The following is a 19,366-nucleotide window of genomic DNA, read 5'->3' on the forward strand; positions in this document are numbered from 1 at the left end:
CATGTCCGTCGACGACAGGCCTACGCTCAGCGCTCCTGACGACGATCCCTGGCTCTGGCTGGAGGAGATCGAAGGCAAGCAGGCGCTCGATTTCGTCACGCGGCAGAACAGCCTGACACTCGACGCGTTCGGCGGAGCGGCCTTCGCGCGCGATCGCGACATCCTCGCGGCGATCTACGATCGTCCCGACAACATTCCCTATGTCAGCCGCCGCGGCACCGAACTGCACAATCTCTGGAAGGACGCCACCAACCCGCGCGGCCTGTGGCGGAAGACTTCCCTCGCGGAGTTTCGCAAACCGCATCCGACGTGGGAAATCATGCTGGATGTCGACCAGCTCGCGGCACGCGAAGGCGAGGACTGGCTGCTGAGCGGCATCACCACGCAGCCGGGAAGCGCGCGCGCCATTTTGGGGCTGTCGCGCGGTGGCAGCGATGCCGTCACCTTGCGGGAATTCGACCTCGACACCAAGAGTTTCGTTGCGGACGGATTTGCGCTGTCGGAAGCCAAGGGCGGCGCCGATTGGCTCGATGCCGACACGCTGCTGCTGTCGAGCGCCCATGGCGAAGGCATGGCGACGAGCTCGGGATATTCCCGGACGGTTCGACTGTGGCGGCGCGGCCAGCCTGTCGATCAGGCGCAGGTGATCATCGAGACCACGGCCGATCATATGGCGATCTCCGGCATCGTCGACGACACCGCTGCGGCCCCGCGCAGCTGGATCGTCGACCAGATCGACTTCTTCAATCATGCGCTCTGGCTGCGCGACGCAGACGGTGCGACGACGAAGCTCGATCTGCCGACCGGCATCTGGTTGCAGGCGCATGGCGACTGGTTCGCGATGAAGCTGCGCGAAGCCTGGTCGATCGAGGGCAAGACCTATGCCGCCGACACCGTGCTCGGCATGTCGCTCTCGGCGTTCCTCGCCGGCAGCCGCGATTTCGCGGTGCTGTTCGAGCCGGAACCTCGCCGCGCCCTGCAAGGCCTGTTCTGGACCGGAGGCAAGCTGGTGCTGTCGATCCTCGACGAGCTCCAGCCGCAATTCGAGATCTGCACGCCGTCGGCCACAGGCTGGAGCCGCGCGTCGCTCGGCGGCCTGCCGCAGATCGGCGTCGTCGACATCTGGCCGCTGGATCGCCATCCCTCCGAGAGCAATGGCGACCTGCTTGCCAATGTGCAGGATCCGCTGACGCCGCCGTCGTTGCTGCTGATCGAGCGCGGCGTCGCGAGCCCGACCGTGTTGAAGCAGGCGCCGAAAACATTCAACGCCGACGGCCTCGTGGTGACCCAGCACGAAGCGATCTCGACCGACGGCGAACGCATCCCCTATGTACAGACCGGCCCCGCCGGCGAGACCGGCGATGCACCGGTCTATATGAGCGCCTATGGCGGCTTCGCCCATTCGGTGAAGCCGTATTACAACCCGTCGCTCGGCAAGCTGTGGCTGGAGCGTGGCGGCACCACGGTGCAGGCGAATTTGCGCGGCGGCGGCGAATTCGGCACGCGCTGGCACGATGCCGGCCGGCTCGCCGGCAAGAAACTGTCGCACGACGATTTCGCCGCCGTTGCCGCCGATCTCGTCCGCCGCGGTGTGACGACGGCAAAGCGCATCGCCGCGCAGGGCGGATCGAACGGCGGCATCCTCATCACCAACATGCTGGTGCGATACCCCGAACGTTTCGGCGCGCTGTTCTGCACCATCCCGCTGATCGATATGCGCCGCTACACGAAGCTGCTCGCCGGCGCGAGCTGGATCGCGGAATATGGCGATCCCGACAAGCCCGAGGAGTGGGACTGGCTCAAGTCCTACTCCGCCTATCACAACGTCAAGGCCGGCCAGCCGTATCCGCCGATCCTGATCGCCACCACGCGACGCGACGACCGTGTCCATCCCGGGCATGCGCGCAAGATGGCGGCAAAGCTCCAGGCCATGGGCTACGAGGCCTGGTTCTACGAGCCTGAAGCCGGTGGCCACGGCTACGGCAAGGACAACAAGGAGCGCGCCGGGTTCGAGGTGATTGGCTTTCGGTTCTTAAAGGACAAGATCGGGTGGAAGGACGAGGGCTAGCGTTTGCGGCGCTGACATCTCCGCACGGTCATGGCCGGGCTTGACCGGGCCATCCACGCCTTAGCTGGTGCACGAAGAACGTGGATGCCCGGGACAAGCCCGGGCATGACGACCTCCTATCGCGCGAATACCAAGGTCAGATTGTTCGCGGGCATGTCCATCGTATCGACAAGGCGAAGACCAACGCCGCGGGCAAGCGCCTCGACATCGGCGATGTCACGCACGCCCCAGTCGGGATTGCCTTCACGCAGGGAGGTGTCGAACACCGCATTGCTGAGCGCGATGTGCTTGCCGCCGCGCTTGAACGGGCCGTAGAGGAACAGCTTGCCGTCGGCCCGCAAATAGCGGCCGGCGCCGGCGAACAGACCCTCGGCGACGCTCCATGGCGCGATGTGGATGACATTGGCGCAGAACAATGCGGCAAGACTCGACGGCCCCTGCCCGCTTTTCATCTCCGGGCACCAGTCCGGATCGGTGAGATCGATCCGCAGCGGCGAGCGGATGTTTTTGAGGCCTGAATGAACGCGCCAGGCCTCGATGCTCTTGAGGTGGCGCTGGTTGAGATCGCTGGGCCACCAGATCAGGCCGGGCGTGTGACGGGCGAAGTAGACCACGTGCTGGCCGGTTCCGCTGCCGAGCTCGACCACGTTGCCGGTGCAGCCGGCGAGATGCCGTTCCAGTGCCGCCCAGAGCGGCTCGTGATTGCGATGAAATGCCGGCGCATCGAGCCGCCCATCCGACTCGACCCGACCGCCATCCCTGCCGAATTCGACGACATATTCAGCCAAGTGAGGTCCCCTTGAAAAAACGAGAACGCGATGAAAACAGGTTGAGCGCCCAAACGCTCAGGAAACAGCCGGCCCGCGCCACGGCCCCTAACTCTCGGACCAAATCGGCTGAACAAATAATCTCTTTAGTTGCAATCGGGAAGATATTAACTCCATTTTGTCGCGTGGATAGTCTTGATTGTCAGGCGGCGCCCTTTGTGCTTTGGAACGCTTCTATTTTGTAATCGAGACCATCGCATAACGCCTCGGAATAACGCCTTGACCGCCTTTTCCCGGACGCCCGTTCTGTTCATCTTGCTGGCCATTGCAGCCGGCCTCGCCACCCCGGCGTGGGCGCAGTCCGCTGTGGCCGACGGCCAGAAACTCGCTTTCGACCGCGGCAAGGGCAATTGCCTGACCTGCCATGTCATCAGGGGTGGCGACCTGCCGGGAACGATCGGGCCGGAACTGAAGGACCTCAAGGCCAAGTACCCCGATCGCAACGAACTGACCGCGATCATCTTCGACGAGACCAAGCGCAATCCGCAGACCATGATGCCGCCGTTCGGCCGGAACCGGATTTTGACCGAACAGGAGATCAGCGCGATCGTTGATTTCCTGCAGACCCTGTGACTTCAGGCATGCCACGAGATTTGGTTGGGAGACCAGAGATGACCACACTCACCGGCCCAAGCGCGACGCGGCGCCTGATCCTTCAGGGCGCAGCCTCGGTCGCGTTGCTCGGCCTCGGCAATCTGCCGTTCGGCGCCGCGCCCGCGCGCGCCGCGGCCAACGACAAATATCCGGAAGAGGCGTTCAAGCAAAAGAGCGAGGCTGACGCCATCAAGGCGCTCTACGGCAAAACCGCCGAGCCGTCCGACAAGGTCAAGCTGGACGCCCCCGAGATCGCCGAGAACGGCGGTGTGGTGCCGATCTCGGTGACGACGACACTCGACAAGGTCACCTCGATTTCATTCTTCGTGGCCGAGAATCCCAGCGCGCTGGCCGCCAGCTACAGGATTCCCGAAGGCACGATCCCTGCTGTTGCCAACCGGCTGAAGATGGCCAAGACCACCAACGTGGTCGCGATCGTGGAGGCCGACGGCAAGCTCTACAGCGCGACCAAAGAGGTCAAGGTCACCGTCGGCGGCTGCGGCGGCTAAGCGAGGAAGATCGAGATGGCATCCAGCATTCGCGTCCGCGCCACCACCAACGGCGACATCACCGAGGTGCAGGCGCTGATCCAGCACCCGATGGATACCGGCTTCGTCAAGGACGCCAAGGGCGAGCTGATCCCGGCGCATTACATCCAGCAGCTGAAATTCGAATGTAACGGCAAGGACGTCTTCGTTGCCGATTGGGGCACCGCCGTCTCGAAGGACCCCTACGTCAAGTTCAGCTTCAAGGGAGCCAAGAAGGGCGACGATCTCAAGGTCTCCTGGACGGATAACAAGGGTGCGTCGGACACGACCACTGCGAAGATCTCGTGATGAAGGCCCGCACCTCCATCCTGCTTGGTTCGTTGAGCGCCGCGCTCGTCGCGTTGGCCCTCACCTCTCCACGCGTGGTGGCGGCCGACAAGGTCGATCCCATCGCCGATGCCAAGGCGTTCCAGAACTTCTTCTTCCAGAAATTCCCTGATGTGAAGCACGAGGATTTCGTCAACGGTCCTTATTCCATGAACGAGGACATGAAGCGGCAGTGGCAGGAGAAGGAGGAATTCCCGCCCTACGAGTTCGCGCTCGACGCCGGCAAGGAGATGTTCGCCACCCCGTTCAAGAACGGCAAGACCTATGCGGACTGCTTCCCGAACGGCGGCATCGGCATCCGCCAGAACTATCCTTATTTCGACGAGAAGGAAGGCAAGGTCGTCACGCTGGAGCTGGCGCTCAACCGCTGCCGCGAGGCCAATGGCGAGGCGCCCTATTCCTACGTCAAGGACGAGATGGCCTCGCTCACGGCGTACATGGCCTTCACCTCGCGCGGCAAGCCGATGGACATCAAGATCCCCGACGATCCTCGCGCGCTCGCGGCATTCGAGAACGGCAAGCGCTATTTCTACACCCGCCGCGGCCAATTGAATTTCTCCTGCGCGAGCTGCCATGTGCAGAGCCCGGGTGAGCGCATCCGCGCCGAGATCCTGGCGCCGGCGCTTGGCATTCTGAACGCGATGCCGATCTACCGCTCCGAATGGAGCGGCATGGGCACCACCAGCCGCCGCTTCGTCACCTGCAACAGCCAGACCCGCGCGGTTCCGCTGGAGCCGCAGGCGGATGAATATCGCGACGTCGAATATTTCCTGTCCTACGTCGCCAACGGCCTGCCGATATCGGGACCGGGAGCGCGGCCATGAAGCTGTCACTCCCTTTCGCCCGGCTGCTTGCCTTGCTGCTTACCCTCGGGCTCGCGCCGGCGGCGCGCGCGGCAGATGAGGCAGACTACAAGGCGGCCTTTGCCGCCGCCGAGGCCGCCTCCAAGGAGGCCGCCGGCATGCGCAACCAATGGACCGTGACCGTCTCGACGCTGGCCGCCGCAAAGAAGGCGGCCGATGGCGGCGATTTCGACCGCGCCGTGGCCGCAGCCAGGGAGGCCGAGGCGCTGGCGAAGGCGTCGATCTTCCAGGCGATTTCCGAAAAAGAAGCCTGGAAGGCGATGGAAATCCGTTAGACTGTTCGCTTGTGCAACAGCCTTGCGACCGTGAGAGGGCGCGGAGAATTTCTGGATGGCGATCCGCCGCCGCGATTTCCTGAAGAATGCAGGCCTTGCTGCCGCATCGCTGAGCCTGCCGCGGCTTGCGCTCGGTGCTGAGGCTGCGAGCATTTACGACCTCGAACGGTTCGGCAATGCGCGCATCCTTCACCTCACCGACACGCATGCGCAACTCAATCCAGTCTATTTTCGCGAGCCCAGCGTCAATATCGGGATCGGCGAGATGGCGGGACGGCCGCCGCATCTGGTCGGCCGCGCCTTTCTCGACCGTTTCGGCATCAGGCCCGACAGCGCGGATGCCTATGCCTTCAGCTGCTTCGAGTTCGAGAAGTCCGCAGGCCGCTTCGGCAAGCTCGGCGGCTTCGCCCATCTGAAGACGCTGATCGACCGCTTGCGTGGCGATGTCGGCGAAAAACGCTCCGTGCTCGTTGACGGCGGCGACCTCTGGCAAGGCTCGGGACTTGCCAACATCATGCAGGGCCGCGACATGGTCGAGGCCGCAAACCTGCTCGGTGTCGAGGCGATGACCGGGCATTGGGAATTCACCTATGGCGAGCAGGCGCTGCGCGACAATCTCGCGCGCTTCAGGGGCGAGTTTCTGGCGCAGAACGTTTTTCTCACCGAGGAAGCCGCATTCAATGATGCCCCGGCCTTCGACAAGGCGACGGGACGCGTGTTCAAGCCCTCCGTGATCAAGGAGCTCGGCGGCCATCGCGTCGCGATCGTCGGCCAAGCCTTCCCTTACGTGCCGATCGCGCATCCCAAACGGTTCACGCCGGACTGGTCCTTCGGCATCCGCGAGGAAGAGCTCCAGAAGCATGTCGACGGCCTGCGCGGCACCGACAAGGTCGATGCGGTCATCCTGCTGTCGCATAACGGCATGGACGTCGATCTCAAGCTCGCAAGCCGCGTCACCGGTATCGACGTCATCCTCGGCGGCCATACCCATGATGCGATCCCGCAGCCCATCGCCGTGAAGAATGCGAGCGGCACGACGCTCGTCACCAATGCCGGCTCCAACGGAAAATTTCTGGCCGTGCTCGATCTCGCGCTCGACAAGGGCAAGGTCGGCGACGTCAAATATCATCTGCTGCCGGTCTATTCCGAGCTGTTGAAACCCGATCCCGGGATGGCCGAACTGATCGGCCGGTTGCGGGCACCCTTCGTCACCGACTGGTTGGAGAAGATCGCGACGCCCGATCGCCTGCTGTATCGACGCGACAATTTCGCCGGCCCAGTCGACGAGCTGATCTGCAGCGCGCTGCGCACCGAGTTCGACGCCGAGATCGCGCTGTCGCCGGGCTTCCGCTGGGGCGTCACCGGACTGTCCGGCCAGGCACTGACGATGGAGGATTTGCTCGCGGAAACCGCGATCAGCTATCCCGAGACCTATGTGCAGGAGATGACCGGCGCGGAGATCAAGGACGTGCTGGAAGACGTCTGCGACAACCTCTTCAATACCGATCCCTATTACCAGCAGGGCGGCGACATGGTGCGCGCCGGTGGGCTCAGCTACACCTGCACGCCGACGGCGACGATCGGCAGCCGGATCTCGGAGCTGAAGCTCAATGGCGGCAAGGCGCTCAGTGCCAGCCACCGCTACAAGGTCGCGGGCTGGGCCTCGGTCAACGGCCAGCAAGGCGCGCCGGTGTGGGATGTGGTGGCAAAATATCTGCGCTCGGGCCGGATGTTTCAGGAGCGGCTCGGCTCCGGCGTCACGCTAAAGGGCGTCGAGGGTAATCCGGGCATCGCAGGACAGGGATGATGCGGTCGCAAACCCTATCCGCGATGCTGCTGGCGCTGTTCGCCTGGGCGGCGATGCCACCGGCTTTCGCGCAGCAGGTGCCGCTCCAGGACAAGCCGTTCGCCGAGCACAAGATCGTGCTGCAGCTCTCCGATGGCGATGCCAGGAAGCAAGCTCTGGTGCTCAGCGTCGCTAACAATTTGCTGAAGGCCTACGACCCCGACAAGGTCGCAATCGAGGTGGTGGCGTTCGGTCCCGGCATCGACCTCCTGTTCACCGGCAGCGAGCGCCGCAAGCAGGTCGAGAGCCTGATCGCGCAAGGCGTACGCTTCGACATCTGCCTCAACACTGTCGACACGATCGAGCGGGAGACCGGCAAGCGGCCGGAGTTCATCCCTGCCGCTACGCCGGTGCAGGTCGGGGTCGGGCAGATCCTGTTCCTCAGCGAGAACGGATACACGGTGGTGAGGCCCTGAGCCTTTTGCCGGGGCGAAGCGTCGCGGCATACTCGGTGTCATCGCCGGCGAAGGCGGGCGATCCAGTACTCCGAGACCGCGAGGGGTACGGGAGGGCGCGGCGTACTGGATTCCCCGCCTTCGCGGGGAATGGCAGCGGTGGCTAGGTGACGCCCACCCGCCCGTCACAGGAATAAAAATCTTCCAAATTTTCTTGCTTACACAGTGAATTGCTTCTCTTGTAAGCTCGAAATGTAGTAGAATCTCGGGGTAGTTCACGCCGGGTCTTGCCATGATCTTCCGCCAGCTCTTCGACAGTGTTTCGGGCACCTACAGCTATCTCCTGGCGAGCCGCGCCGGCGGCGAGGCGCTGATCCTCGATCCCGTGCTGGAGAAGGTCGACCGCTACTGCCAGCTCCTGCGCGAGCTCGATCTCAAGCTGGTCAAGGCCGTGGACACCCATCTGCACGCCGACCACGTCACCGGCCTCGGCGAGCTGCGCGACCGCACCCATTGCATGACCGTGATGGGCGACCAGACCAAGGCCGACGTGGTGGCGATGCGGGTTGCCGACGGCGACAAGGTGACGATCGAGGGCCTGTCGCTCGACGTGATGTACACGCCCGGCCACACCGACGACTCCTACTCCTACTTGATGGGCGACCGCGTCTTCACCGGCGACACGCTGCTGATCCGCGGCACCGGCCGCACCGATTTCCAGAACGGTTCGTCGCGCGCGCAGTACGATTCGATCTTCAACCGCCTGCTCAAGCTGCCCGACGAGACCATGGTGTTCCCGGCGCATGACTACAAGGGCGACACCGTCTCCACCATCGGCGAGGAGAAACGCTACAATCCGCGGCTCCAGGTGCGCTCGGTCGACGACTATATCGAGCTGATGGCCAATCTGAAGCTGCCCAATCCGAAGATGATGGACGTCGCGGTGCCCGCCAACATGCATGTCGGCCTGCACCAGGAGGAGCTGGAGAAAGAGGGCCGCGTGCTCCGCGCCGTCGAGGCGATCCGCAGCCTCGGCCGTCCCGATATCCTGCTGGTCGATTTGCGCGAGACCAATGAGCGGATGAAGCACGGCATGCTCGAAGGCGCGCTGCATACACCCTATCCGTCCGTTGAGGACAGCCTCAAGCCCGGCGGCATGCTGCGCGAGGTCGCGGCCGCCACCGGTCGCCGCGTCGTGTTCTTCTGCGCCTTCGGCGAACGCTCTGCGATGGCTGTCGCCGCCGCCAAGGAGGCCGGGCTCACCAACACCGCCCACATCGCCGGCGGCATCGATGCCTGGAAAAAGGCCGGCGGGCCGGTGGTGCACTGACCGCCTTGAGATAAGTCAGGAACTGCACATATCTTCCGGATAGGTTTGGGCGCAGCATCACTGTCCGGGACCAGCCATGGCCAAGATCGGCAAGCCGAGCGCGCCGCCCAAAATTGCGGACGACGCGCCAGCAAAAGACAAGGCGAAGAAGCCTCAGCCTCCGCGCGACACCGAAGACGATGATTACGAAGACGGCGACATCGCGACACCAAAGCGCGACCGCTACGGGCCGGACGACGAGCCGTTTTGAGGGGCTCGTCTCTTGCCACGCTCTCAACTGTCGTCCTGCCCCGCGCTACTGCCATGCGCCTGCGTTCATGGACAAATAACCGCTCTGCCCGATAGTTTGCGCGTCTCCAAAGGACGTGAAACGGAACTGCAATGGTCGACGTTCTCGCCGCACCGCAGCAAGGCAAGGCGGACAGCGCGCTACGCACGCTGACGGGAATTTCGATCGCGCATTGGGTCAGCCATTTTCATCTGCTGGTCCTGCCGATGCTGTTTCCCTTCCTCAAAAATCAACTCGGCGTCGGCTACGTCGAGCTCGGCTTCGCGCTGACCGTGTCGGCCGTGGTGTCGGGGCTGACGCAGGCGCCGACCGGCTATCTCGTCGACCATTTTGGCGCGCGAAAGATTTTGCTGGGCGGCCTCACCCTCGGCGGCCTCGCGCTGATCCTGCTTGGCCTGCATCTCAGCTACACCTCGCTGATCGCCTGCGCCGTGCTGCTCGGGCTCGCCAACAGCGTCTACCATCCCGCCGATTACGCCATCCTCGCCGAGCACATGGACGAAGCGCGGATGGGCCGCGCCTTCTCGATCCATACCTTTGCCGGCTATTTCGGCGGCGCGGTGGCGCCGGCGATCGTCGCCGCGATGGTCATCGTGTCAGGCGGTGTCGGTGCGCTGATCGCATCGGGCGTGATCGGCGTTCTGGTCGCGGTGTTGCTGGTGACCATGAACATTCCCGATGCCGGCGCGCACAAGACCAAGCCAGGCACCGAGAACGCACCCAAACAGGCCGTGATCACGCCGGCGCTGATCACGCTGACGGCACTGTTCATGCTGCTCAGCCTGTCGGTCGCCGGCATCAACAATTTCGGCGTGGTGGCGCTGATGAGTGGCTATGGCGTGACCTATTCCGCGGCCAATGTCGCGCTCACCGCCTTCCTCGGTGCAAGCGCCGCCGGCGTGCTCGCGGGCGGCTTTCTTGCCGACCACACCGAGCGCCACGGCTATGTCGCCGCCGCCTGCTTCGCCGCGAACGCGGCGATCGTGCTGCTGATCGCGCTGGTCACGCTGCCGGGCTGGGCGCTGACCGCCACGATGGCGGCCGCGGGATTCCTCTCCGGCGTGATCGCGCCTTCGCGCGACATGCTGGTGCGCAATGCAGCACCTCCCGGCGCGGCGGGGCGCGCCTTCGGCATCGTCTCCACCGGCTTCAATCTCGGCGGCATCGTCAGCCCGCTGTTGTTCGGCTGGATTATGGACCAGAGCGCGCCGCATTGGGTGTTCGGCGCATCCGTGATCTTCATGGTCGCGACGGTGGTGCTGTCGCCGTTCACGGAGCGGAAGCGGCAAATCGCGGCTTGAGCAACAAACTCAATTGTCGTCCCGGCCTAGTGCGCAATTGCGCATAGGGGCCGGGGGCCCATAACCACGATCGGAGTTGTGGCGCAAAGCTGCCAACTCCAAGTCTTCGCCAAACTAAAAATCGTGGTTATGGATCCCGGCCTTCGCCGGGATGACAGTTGTGATTGGGTTGGCTGAAGTGGCCCCTTACGTCGGCGACACCGCGCTCTTCAGCGGCGCTGCCTGCGGAGCAGCTCCACCGGTCAGCCTGGCCTTTTCCGTGTTGGGCCAGAGCAGGAGCAGCCCGAGCGCACCGGAGCCGACCATGATCGCGGCGTTGATGGTGAAGCCGGTCATGTAGCCGTCGAGCATGCTGCCGGCGCGCTGGATTACGCTGCCCATCACGAGCGGCGCGATGATGCCGGAAAGCGTATAGAGCGCACCGTAGATCGCGAGAACCGCGCCGCGCTGCGACGTCGGCGTGAACTCGCCGAGCATGGGCGGGCAGACGACGTAGATCGCGCCGCACAGGCCGGAGCCGACCACGAGCAGGGCGATCTGGAGGCCGGCACCTTGGACGTGCGGCATCATCGCGAGGATCAGGCCGCCGACGATCAGCGGCACAGAGCCGAGCACGCCGCGGGAGATCCGCGACGTGTAGCCGCGTGCCAGCATCACCTGCGAGATCCAGCCCGTGAGAATGACGATGGTCGCCCCGAACACCCAGGGCAGGATCGAGACGAAGCCCGCCTGAGACTGCGAGAAGCCGAGGCCCTTGACGATGAAGGGCGTGAACCAGGTGAGCCCGAGCGACAGCGCCCAATAGGCGCCGAAGGTCGCGGTCACACAGCCGATGAAAGTGCGCGATGTCAGAAGCTGGAGATAGGGTATTTTCGGTTCGATCACGGCCGATGCGTGGGTGTCCAGCGGGCCTTCCTTGCCGAGTGCGAGCCAGGCGGCGACCCAGATCAGGCCGACGATTCCGAGGGCACCGAACGCATAGTGCCAGGAATGGTTGACGATGATCCAGTTCAGCGCCGGGACCGCCAGGATCACGCCGAAGGCCGAACCCTGCGACAGGATTGCGGTCGGCATCGTGCGCTTCTCGTCGGGGAACCACTTGTAGATCGCGTGCATCGCCACCGAGGCCGCCGGGCCTTCGCCGGCGCCGAGCACGATGCGGCAAATCAGGAGTGTGGTGAAAGAGACGGTGCCGACCATCGGAAACTGCGTCAGCGCCCAGATCACCGCGAGCGTCAACAGCACCCAGCGGGTCGGTACCTTGTTGACGATGAAGCCGACCACGATCGCCGAGATCGAGAACAGGAAGAAGAACGACGAGCCGAGCAGACCGAACTGCTCGGGCTCGAGCTTCAGCTCAGTCATGATCGGAACGCCCGCGAGACCGACGACGATCTTGTCGGCGAAGTTCACCAGCATGAAAAGAAACAGGAGAAATGTAACGGTCCAGGCGCCCTTTGGCGTTTGCTTTTGCGTTTCCTTCGACGTTTCCTTGGACATCCCCGTCATCTTGCCCGCCGCGGGCTGCGTTGCCTGAGCGCTCATCGTTCTCCCCGTCGTCCCTTTTTGGCACTTTTTTGATGTGGTCCTCTTAGGAGCTAACAACGGCTTCAATACCAACGCAACCCGGCATTTCCGCAGCAAGTGTGCTACGCAGCAATTCCGCTAATTCCGTCCGGCGCCATTCATCGTGCTGAGCATCCAAAACCTCTCCAAGACGTTCTCTTCGGCCGGTGAGCCGGTCCATGTCCTGCGCGGCGTCGATCTCGATCTCAAGGCCGGCGAACGCGTCGCACTGACCGGCGAGTCCGGCAGCGGCAAGAGCACACTGCTGCACCTGATCGCAGGGCTCGATGCCGCCGATGGCGGCACGATCCGACTGGAAGACACGGAGGTCACCAAATTGTCCGATGCGGGACGCGCGGGCCTGCGGCGCGACCGGATCGGCCTGGTGTTTCAACAATACAATCTGATCCCGAGTCTGTCGGTCGGGGATAATCTGGTGTTTCAGGCACGGATCGCCGGCCGGTACGACGAGGCTTGGTACAAGGAGCTGATCGAGCGTCTCGGGCTTGGCGGCCTGCTCAAGCGTTATCCAGAACAATTGTCGGGCGGACAGCAGCAACGGGTCGCGATTGGCCGGGCCCTGGCGACGAAGCCGTCGTTGCTGCTGGCGGACGAGCCGACCGGCAATCTCGACGAGGCCACCGCCGAGGACGTGCTGGCCTTGACGCGCGACCTCGTCACGCGCACCGGCTGCGGCTTTCTGATGGTGACGCACAGCCTGCATCTGGCCGCGACACTCGATCGCCACGTCAACCTGCATGCCGGGCGGATCGCATGAGGCGCGCGCTCTGGGTCCTCGCCGTGCTGCTCAGCCATTGGCGGCGCCACAAGATGCAGTTCGCGACGCTCCTGATCGGGCTGATCGCGGCGACCGCGCTGTGGAGCGGCGTGCAGGCGATCAACCAGCAGGCCCGCAACGCCTATGACCGCGCCGCGGCAACCTTCGGCGGCGCGCGCACGCCGATGCTGGTCGCGCCTGATGCCGCGACCTTTCCGCAGGAGCTGTTCGTCAAGCTGCGCCGCGCCGGCTGGCCGGTCTCGCCGATGCTGGAGGGACGGGTCCAGGTCAACGGGCGCTCGGTCCGGCTGCTCGGCATCGAGCCGGTGACGCTACCGGTCGATGTCGGCAACGCACCGCGCCTCGGCGCCGCCGATCTGAGCAGCTTCGTCGCGCCGCCGGGCCAGACGCTGGTGGCAAAGGAAACGTTGACCGACTTGCAGGAGCGGGAAGGCGCAGCGCCGCCGATCAGCAACGGCGCAATACTGCCGCCGCTGCGCGTGCTGCCGCAGCTCGTGCCCGACGTGCTCGTGGTCGATATCGGCGTTGCGCAGCGGCTGCTGAACAAGCCGGACCAGATCTCGCGGCTTCTGATCGGCAAGCCCAAGGGCAAGCCCGCGCCCTTAGCGAGCGTCGTCGGCGACCGCTTACAGCGGGTTGAGCCGGATGCGGAGACCGAGCTGGAGCGTCTCACCGACAGCTTTCACCTCAACCTCACCGCGTTCGGCCTGCTGTCGTTCTTCGTCGGTCTTTTCATCGTCAATTCAGCCGTCGGTCTCGCCTTCGAGCAGCGGCTGCCGATGCTGCGTACGCTGCGGGCCTGCGGTGCCTCGGCCCGACTGGTCAACACCGTGCTGGTGGTCGAGCTCGTGGCGCTGTCGCTGATCGCAGGCCTGATCGGGCTTGCCTGCGGCTATTTCATTGCGGCCGCGCTCTTGCCCGACGTCGCAGCATCCCTGCGTGGACTCTATGGCGCGCAGATCCCGGGGCAGCTCAGCTTGCGACCTGAATGGTGGCTCGCCGGGATCGGCATCAGCATTGTGGGCGCGCTGGTGGCCGCGGCGACCAGCCTGATCAAGGCTGTCAGGATGCCGGTGCTGGCGACCGCGCAGCCGCGCGCCTGGCAACAGCGGCAGCGCCGTTGGCTGATCCTGCAAAGCGGGGCTGCCTGCGCTGTGTTGGTGGTCGCGCTGTTGCTGCTCCAGTACGGGCAATCGCTGATCGCGGGCTTTGGCGTGCTGGCAGCGCTGATGCTCGGCGCGGCGTTGATCCTGCCGGCCTTCCTCGACATCATCCTGCGGACCGGGCAGCGTTTCGCGCGGAGGCCGCTTGCGCTGTGGTTCTGGGCGGACAGTCGGCAGCAGCTCTCGGGTTTGTCGCTGGCGCTGATGGCGCTGCTGCTCGCGCTCGCCGTCAATGTCGGGGTGTCCACCATGGTGGGAACGTTCAGCCGCACCTTCATCGGCTGGCTCAACGGGCGGCTCGCAGCCGACGTCTACATCAGCGCCTCCGACAACGCCAAAGGTGTCGCGATCCGCAACTGGCTGAAGGAGCGCAGCGATGTCCAGGCGATCTTGTCGGGCGGACGCGCCGAGGCGCAGGTGCAGGGCCAGCCGGTGGAATTGCTTGGCCTGCCCGATCACGCGCTCTATCGCGAGCGCTGGCCGCTGCTCGAAGCCGCACCCCGTGCCTGGACACAACTCATACCCGGCAATGCCGCTTTCATCAGCGAGCAGCTGAGCCGCCGCCTCAACGTCCGCGTCGGCGACGTCGTAGACGTCCCGGCGCCGGGCGGGACCTGGGAGCTCGACATCGTCGGCATCTATGCCGACTACGGCAACCCCAAGGGACAGCTGGCGGTGAATGTCGCGGCGCTGATCCGGCATTTTCCGCAGACGCCGCAGACGCGCATCGGTCTCATCGTCGCGAAGGAGAATATCCCCAGCCTGATCACGGCGCTGCAGAAGCAGTTTGCGCTCGACGACCGCAGCGTCGCCGACCAGGCGACGGTGAAGGCGGAGTCGATCCGGATCTTCAACCGCACCTTTGCGGTGACTTCGGCGCTGAACGCGTTCACGCTCGGCGTCGCCGGGATCGCGCTTCTGACCAGCTTGCTGACATTGGAGAACTCCCGCCTGCCGCAGCTCGCGCCGCTCTGGGCGATCGGCATCACGCGGCCGCGCCTTGCCGCGATCGAATTGACCAAGACGCTGTCGGTCGCGCTGTTCACCTCGCTCCTGGCCGTGCCGCTCGGGCTGCTGGTGGCGTGGTGCCTGATCGCGATCGTGAACGTGAAGGCGTTCGGCTGGCGGCTGCCGTTCCATGTGTTTCCGCTGCAACTGGTCGAACTGGTCGCGATCGCGCTGTCCGCCTCGTTGCTTGCCGCGCTGCCGCCGATGATCCGACTGGCCCGGATGCAGCCGGCGGGCCTCGTCAAGGTGTTTGCCAATGAGCGCTGACAGGATCTCCCGGCGCACCTTCGCGGGCGGGATCGCCGCGCTCGCGGCTGTCAGCCGCGCGGGCGCGCAAGGTTATGCCGGGCTCGGCGAAACGGCCGACGGCTTTGCGAAGGTCACACCGGGGAAGACGTTCGCCTTTCCCGGCGATCACGGGCCGCATCCGGAGTTTCGCATCGAGTGGTGGTATCTCACGGCGAATCTCGTCGATGGCAGCGGCGCGGCTTGCGGCCTGCAATGGACGCTGTTCCGGCAGGCGACGCAGCCGGGGCCGCAGGGCGAGGGCTGGGCCAATCAACAGGTGTGGATGGCGCATGCCGCGGTAACGCGCGCCGACACCCACCGCTTCAACGAGCTGTTTTCCCGCGGTGGTGTGGGACAGGCCGGCGTCACGGCGAAACCGTTCTCGGCCTGGATCGACGATTGGGAGATGAACGGATCCGAGCGCACCGAAGATCGCGCTTTAGCGCCGCTGACGCTGAAGGCCTCGGGCGCCGACTTCAGTTACGTGCTGACGCTCGAGGCCGATCGTCCGGTGGTGTTGCAGGGCGCCGGCGGCTACAGCCGTAAATCGGAGCGCGGTCAGGCCTCCTATTATTACAGCCAGCCGTTCTATCGCGCCCGCGGCACGCTCACCATCGACGATAGGACGGTCGATGTTTCCGGCCAGGCCTGGATGGACCGCGAATGGAGCAGCCAGCCACTCGATGCCGACCAGACCGGCTGGGACTGGCTGTCGCTGCACCTGTCATCCGGTGACAAGCTGATGCTGTACCGGCTCCGGCAGAAGGACGGCAAAGATTATCCGTTCGGCAACTGGATCAGCGCGGCGGGCGAGACGCAGATGATCGCGGGCGACGATATCCAGATGATGCCGAAAGCGACGGCTGAGGTCGCGGGACACAAGCTCCCGGTGGAATGGCAGATCGCGATCCCCTCGCGGTCGTTCTCGATCCAGTGCAAGCCGCTCAATCCACAGGCGTGGATGGGGACCGGTTTTTCCTATTGGGAAGGGCCGATCAGCTTTGCCGGTACGCATGACGGCGTTGGCTATCTCGAGCTGACCGGGTATTGAACCGGGACCTCTTCGAAGGGACTAGCGATGCATCACCTCACCGCCCTCGTCACGCTGCTGGCGATCCTGTTCTACTTCTTCACCTCCATCAACGTGTCGCGCTCGCGCACCAAAACGGGCGTCAAGGTGCCGGCAATGTCGGGCCATCCGGATTTCGAGCGCGCGTTCCGGATCCAGATGAACACGCTGGAATGGATGCCGATCTTCCTGCCGTCGCTCTGGCTTTTCGCGATTTACATCAGCGATTCTGGCGCAGCGGCGATCGGCGCGGTCTGGATCGTCGGCCGCATCGTTTACTTCATCGGCTATTCGAAGGCCGCCGCAAAACGCGGCCCGGGATTTTTTATTCAGGGTATCGCGGCCATTGCGCTGTGGGCGGGGGCGCTGGGAGCGGCGGTGCTGCGGCTGGTGTGAGGCAGCCGACATACGGCCACTTGCCCCGCCGTCGTCCTGGCGGAGGCCTGGACCCATAACGACAGGACACGGTTATGGGCACGATGGCGGCGACAGCTTGTTTCAACAAGCGGCTGTCGGGGTAATGGGTCCCCTGAGTTCACAAGCGAAGTGCAACACTTCCATCTGGAGGTGTTGCCATGGGGCGGACTTACAAACAGCTCTCCCTTGACGATCGATGCGAGATTGCCCGCCTTTTCGGCCAATGGCGGCTCGGTCGGGCAAATCGCGGCAGCTTTGGATCGGCCGCCATCAACGATCTCTCGGGAGCTGAGGCGGAACCGTGGCAGGCAAGTCGGCTACAAGCCAAGCTATGCTCAGCAGCAGACCCGGGCGCGGCGCTGGAAGGGCTCTCGCCTCGAGCGGGACGCCAGCTTGCGCCGCGAGGTCTTGGCAGGCTTGAGCCGCGGTTGGTCACCCGAACAGGTCGCAGGCAGGCTGGCCCGGGAACGTGGCCGTAGGGTGATCTCCTGCGAGAGCATCTACCGCTTCATCTACGCCCAGATCACACGCACGACGGACTTCACCTGGCGGCGCTATCTGCCTCGAGGCAAGAGCAAGCGAGGCCACCGCGGCAAACGAGGCGGGAGCCCCGCAAGCTTCATCGAAGGCCGTGTTTCGCTGGCAGAACGGCCTGCCGAGGTCGCCGATCGCAAAGTCCCGGGCCACTGGGAAGCCGATCTGATGATGTTCTCCAAATACCGGCAGGCCATCCTGGCCGTCCACGAGCGAACCTCGCGCCTGCTGCTCGCCGTTCCCATCGAACGCAAGTTCGCCGCCGGTATCGCTAGCCATCTCGTACGCCTGTTCAAAGCCGTACCGGAGGCACTGCGCCGTACCGTCACCTTCGACAACGGCACCGAGTTCGCCGCCCACCTTTCCTGCAGAGCCTCTTGATGAAGACCTTCTTCTGCGACCCGCACGCGCCGTGGCAAAAGGGCGGCATCGAGAACGCCATCGGCCGCTTGCGCCGCTTCATCCCCCGAAAGACCGACCTCGAAAAGCTCCCAACCAGGCGCTTCCGTCAGTCCATTGCCGCCTACAACAACACCCCGCGCAAATGCCTTGACTTCAGAACCCCGGCAGAGGCCTTCTCCTCTCAACTGTTGCACTTCGAGTGTGAATCCACCTCCTGGCTTTCGCCAGGACGACATAGAGATCCTCACTTCGTCAGCGGGCAGCCGCTCTCCTTGGCAGTGAAGAACGCCTTCTCGCCGGGAACGACCGCGAGCTGCTTGTAATAGTCCCAGGGCTTCTTCGATTCCGCGGGCTTCTTGACCTCGAACAGATACATGTCGTGGACCATGCGGCCGTTCTCGAGCACCTTGCCGCCTTGCGCGAAGTCGTCGTCGACCGGCAGCTCCTTCAGCTTCTTGGCGACCGCATCCGGATCCTTGGACCCGGCGGCCTTGACCGCCTTGAGATAGCTCAGCGTCGCCGAATAGGTGCCGGCCTGGATCATGTTCGGCATCCGGCCGGTGCGCTTGAGAAAGCGTTCGCCGAGATGGCGCGTGCGGTCGTTGATATCCCAGTAATAGCCCTCGGTCAGCACCAGGCCTTGCGCGGCCTGCAAGCCGAGGCCGTTCACTTCGGCGAGCGTCATCAAGAGGCCCGCGAGCTTCTGGCCACCGGAGACGATGCCGAACTCGGACGCCTGCTTGATCGAATTGGTGGTGTCGAGGCCGGCATTGGCAAGGCCGACGATCTTCGCCTTCGAGCTCTGCGCCTGGAGCAGGAAGGAGGAGAAGTCCGAGGAGTTGAGCGGCACGCGCACCGAACCGAGCACCTTGCCGCCATTGGCGGTGACGATCTCGCTGGTGTCCTTCTCCAGCGCGTAGCCGAAGGCGTAGTCCGCGGTGAGGAAGAACCAGCTGTCGCCGCCGGCCTTGGTCAGCGAGCCGCCGGTGCCGACACCGAGCGCGCGGGTGTCATAAGCCCAGTGGAAGCCATAGGGCTGGCAGGCATCGCCGGTGAGGCGCGAGGTCGCAGCGCCGACGACGATGTCGATCTTCTTCTTTTCCTTGGAAAGCTCGTGGATCGCGAGCGCGACCGATGAGGTCGTCAGCTCCGTGATCATGTCGACGTTCTCGACATCGTACCAGCGGCGCGCGATCGAGGTCGCGAGATCCGGCTTGTTCTGGTGGTCGGCGGTGACGAGCTCCACCTTCTGGCCCAGCACCTCGCCGCCGAAATCCTCGATCGCCATCCGGGCGGCCTCGACCGACCATTTGCCGCCGTAATCGGCGTAGACGCCGGACTGGTCGTTGAGGATGCCGATCTTGACGCCTTGCGCAGAGGCCGGCGCGGCCAGCAGCAAAGCAGAAAATGCGACAGCGGCCAAAAGTGCTGATTTCATCTCTTAGCTCCCAGCAGTT

19 protein-coding genes are annotated in these 19,366 nt (G+C 64.4%); 16 read left to right on the top strand and 3 right to left on the bottom strand.

What is annotated here, in order from left to right; translation table 11 throughout:
- The first annotated feature begins 1 nt into the window (after position 1).
- A complete protein-coding gene (locus AB3L03_RS15830; RefSeq protein ID WP_026233064.1) occupies positions 2 to 2,068 on the top strand; it encodes a prolyl oligopeptidase family protein in 2,067 nt (688 codons plus the stop codon).
- 116 nt (positions 2,069 to 2,184) lie between these two features.
- Here the strand turns inward: AB3L03_RS15830 and AB3L03_RS15835 are convergent, their stop codons facing one another.
- Positions 2,185 to 2,856, bottom strand: a complete 672-nt coding sequence (locus AB3L03_RS15835; RefSeq protein WP_018455989.1) for a DUF938 domain-containing protein — start codon at positions 2,854 to 2,856, stop codon at positions 2,185 to 2,187.
- A 258-nt stretch (positions 2,857 to 3,114) separates the two neighbouring features.
- Here AB3L03_RS15835 and soxX point away from each other — a divergent pair, with 258 nt between their 5' ends.
- The 10 genes from soxX to AB3L03_RS15885 all read left to right on the top strand — a co-directional run bounded on the left by soxX (position 3,115) and on the right by AB3L03_RS15885 (position 10,663).
- Positions 3,115 to 3,468 (top strand): sulfur oxidation c-type cytochrome SoxX, encoded by a 354-nt coding sequence (gene soxX / locus AB3L03_RS15840; protein ID WP_018455988.1) that lies wholly within the window; start codon positions 3,115 to 3,117, stop codon positions 3,466 to 3,468.
- Positions 3,469 to 3,506: 38 nt separating this feature from the next.
- A complete protein-coding gene (gene soxY, locus AB3L03_RS15845) occupies positions 3,507 to 3,998 on the top strand; it encodes a thiosulfate oxidation carrier protein SoxY (RefSeq protein WP_018455987.1) in 492 nt (163 codons plus the stop codon).
- A 15-nt stretch (positions 3,999 to 4,013) separates the two neighbouring features.
- Entirely contained in the window at positions 4,014 to 4,325 is a 312-nt protein-coding gene (gene soxZ, locus AB3L03_RS15850) for a thiosulfate oxidation carrier complex protein SoxZ (RefSeq protein WP_018455986.1), read from the top strand.
- On the top strand, positions 4,325 to 5,188 hold the full coding sequence (gene soxA / locus AB3L03_RS15855; protein WP_085385505.1) for a sulfur oxidation c-type cytochrome SoxA: 864 nt from the start codon (positions 4,325 to 4,327) through the stop codon (positions 5,186 to 5,188). The genes soxZ and soxA overlap by 1 nt, the downstream gene beginning before the upstream one ends.
- Positions 5,185 to 5,502, top strand: a complete 318-nt coding sequence (locus AB3L03_RS15860) for a hypothetical protein (RefSeq protein WP_085349637.1) — start codon at positions 5,185 to 5,187, stop codon at positions 5,500 to 5,502. Before soxA ends, AB3L03_RS15860 begins: the two co-directional genes overlap by 4 nt.
- A 55-nt stretch (positions 5,503 to 5,557) precedes the next feature.
- Positions 5,558 to 7,309 carry a thiosulfohydrolase SoxB gene (gene soxB / locus AB3L03_RS15865; RefSeq protein ID WP_018455983.1) on the top strand — a complete coding sequence of 584 codons (1,752 nt, stop codon included), beginning with the start codon at positions 5,558 to 5,560 and terminating at the stop codon, positions 7,307 to 7,309.
- Positions 7,306 to 7,764: a hypothetical protein gene (locus tag AB3L03_RS15870; RefSeq protein WP_018455982.1), complete on the top strand. Its 459-nt coding sequence runs from the start codon at positions 7,306 to 7,308 to the stop codon at positions 7,762 to 7,764. Before soxB ends, AB3L03_RS15870 begins: the two co-directional genes overlap by 4 nt.
- Before the next feature lie 271 nt (positions 7,765 to 8,035).
- Positions 8,036 to 9,073, top strand: coding sequence for an MBL fold metallo-hydrolase (locus AB3L03_RS15875; protein ID WP_018455981.1), 1,038 nt, complete (start codon positions 8,036 to 8,038; stop codon positions 9,071 to 9,073).
- Between the two features lie 76 nt (positions 9,074 to 9,149).
- Positions 9,150 to 9,323, top strand: coding sequence for a hypothetical protein (locus tag AB3L03_RS15880; protein WP_018455980.1), 174 nt, complete (start codon positions 9,150 to 9,152; stop codon positions 9,321 to 9,323).
- A 131-nt stretch (positions 9,324 to 9,454) separates the two neighbouring features.
- Positions 9,455 to 10,663: an MFS transporter gene (locus tag AB3L03_RS15885; protein ID WP_018455979.1), complete on the top strand. Its 1,209-nt coding sequence runs from the start codon at positions 9,455 to 9,457 to the stop codon at positions 10,661 to 10,663.
- Between the two features lie 186 nt (positions 10,664 to 10,849).
- Here the strand turns inward: AB3L03_RS15885 and AB3L03_RS15890 are convergent, their stop codons facing one another.
- On the bottom strand, positions 10,850 to 12,208 hold the full coding sequence (locus AB3L03_RS15890) for an MFS transporter (protein ID WP_085349635.1): 1,359 nt from the start codon (positions 12,206 to 12,208) through the stop codon (positions 10,850 to 10,852).
- Positions 12,209 to 12,353: 145 nt separating this feature from the next.
- On the opposite strand from AB3L03_RS15890, the gene AB3L03_RS15895 reads away from it, so the two are divergent.
- From AB3L03_RS15895 to AB3L03_RS15915, 5 genes are all read left to right on the top strand, one after another.
- A complete protein-coding gene (locus tag AB3L03_RS15895) occupies positions 12,354 to 13,007 on the top strand; it encodes an ABC transporter ATP-binding protein (protein WP_204513132.1) in 654 nt (217 codons plus the stop codon).
- Complete coding sequence (locus tag AB3L03_RS15900) at positions 13,004 to 15,466, top strand: ABC transporter permease (RefSeq protein WP_368508886.1); 2,463 nt, start codon at positions 13,004 to 13,006, stop codon at positions 15,464 to 15,466. Before AB3L03_RS15895 ends, AB3L03_RS15900 begins: the two co-directional genes overlap by 4 nt.
- Complete coding sequence (locus AB3L03_RS15905; RefSeq protein WP_204513130.1) at positions 15,456 to 16,538, top strand: lipocalin-like domain-containing protein; 1,083 nt, start codon at positions 15,456 to 15,458, stop codon at positions 16,536 to 16,538. The genes AB3L03_RS15900 and AB3L03_RS15905 overlap by 11 nt, the downstream gene beginning before the upstream one ends.
- 27 nt (positions 16,539 to 16,565) lie before the next feature.
- Positions 16,566 to 16,952 carry an MAPEG family protein gene (locus AB3L03_RS15910; protein WP_018455974.1) on the top strand — a complete coding sequence of 129 codons (387 nt, stop codon included), beginning with the start codon at positions 16,566 to 16,568 and terminating at the stop codon, positions 16,950 to 16,952.
- Between the two features lie 207 nt (positions 16,953 to 17,159).
- Positions 17,160 to 17,888 (top strand): IS30 family transposase, encoded by a 729-nt coding sequence (locus tag AB3L03_RS15915; protein ID WP_368508887.1) that lies wholly within the window; start codon positions 17,160 to 17,162, stop codon positions 17,886 to 17,888.
- Between the two features lie 265 nt (positions 17,889 to 18,153).
- On the opposite strand, the gene AB3L03_RS15920 is transcribed toward AB3L03_RS15915, so the two are convergent.
- The gene (locus tag AB3L03_RS15920; protein ID WP_368508888.1) at positions 18,154 to 19,347 is read right to left on the bottom strand and encodes an ABC transporter substrate-binding protein; all 1,194 of its coding nucleotides are present in this window, start codon (positions 19,345 to 19,347) and stop codon (positions 18,154 to 18,156) included.
- Between the last annotated feature and the right edge of the window lie 19 nt (positions 19,348 to 19,366).

It is taken from the genome of Bradyrhizobium lupini, from assembly GCF_040939785.1.
Classification (GTDB): Bacteria; Pseudomonadota; Alphaproteobacteria; order Rhizobiales; family Xanthobacteraceae; genus Bradyrhizobium; species Bradyrhizobium canariense_D.

Coding starts and splice junctions, on each gene's coding strand:
- AB3L03_RS15830 (WP_026233064.1), top strand. CDS start 2: ATGTCCGTCGACGACAGGCCTACGCTCAGCGCTCCTGACGACGATCCC.
- soxY (WP_018455987.1), top strand. CDS start 3,507: ATGACCACACTCACCGGCCCAAGCGCGACGCGGCGCCTGATCCTTCAG.
- soxZ (WP_018455986.1), top strand. CDS start 4,014: ATGGCATCCAGCATTCGCGTCCGCGCCACCACCAACGGCGACATCACC.
- soxA (WP_085385505.1), top strand. CDS start 4,325: ATGAAGGCCCGCACCTCCATCCTGCTTGGTTCGTTGAGCGCCGCGCTC.
- AB3L03_RS15860 (WP_085349637.1), top strand. CDS start 5,185: ATGAAGCTGTCACTCCCTTTCGCCCGGCTGCTTGCCTTGCTGCTTACC.
- soxB (WP_018455983.1), top strand. CDS start 5,558: ATGGCGATCCGCCGCCGCGATTTCCTGAAGAATGCAGGCCTTGCTGCC.
- AB3L03_RS15870 (WP_018455982.1), top strand. CDS start 7,306: ATGATGCGGTCGCAAACCCTATCCGCGATGCTGCTGGCGCTGTTCGCC.
- AB3L03_RS15875 (WP_018455981.1), top strand. CDS start 8,036: ATGATCTTCCGCCAGCTCTTCGACAGTGTTTCGGGCACCTACAGCTAT.
- AB3L03_RS15880 (WP_018455980.1), top strand. CDS start 9,150: ATGGCCAAGATCGGCAAGCCGAGCGCGCCGCCCAAAATTGCGGACGAC.
- AB3L03_RS15885 (WP_018455979.1), top strand. CDS start 9,455: ATGGTCGACGTTCTCGCCGCACCGCAGCAAGGCAAGGCGGACAGCGCG.
- AB3L03_RS15890 (WP_085349635.1), bottom strand. CDS start 12,208: ATGAGCGCTCAGGCAACGCAGCCCGCGGCGGGCAAGATGACGGGGATG.
- AB3L03_RS15900 (WP_368508886.1), top strand. CDS start 13,004: ATGAGGCGCGCGCTCTGGGTCCTCGCCGTGCTGCTCAGCCATTGGCGG.
- AB3L03_RS15905 (WP_204513130.1), top strand. CDS start 15,456: ATGAGCGCTGACAGGATCTCCCGGCGCACCTTCGCGGGCGGGATCGCC.
- AB3L03_RS15910 (WP_018455974.1), top strand. CDS start 16,566: ATGCATCACCTCACCGCCCTCGTCACGCTGCTGGCGATCCTGTTCTAC.
- AB3L03_RS15920 (WP_368508888.1), bottom strand. CDS start 19,347: ATGAAATCAGCACTTTTGGCCGCTGTCGCATTTTCTGCTTTGCTGCTG.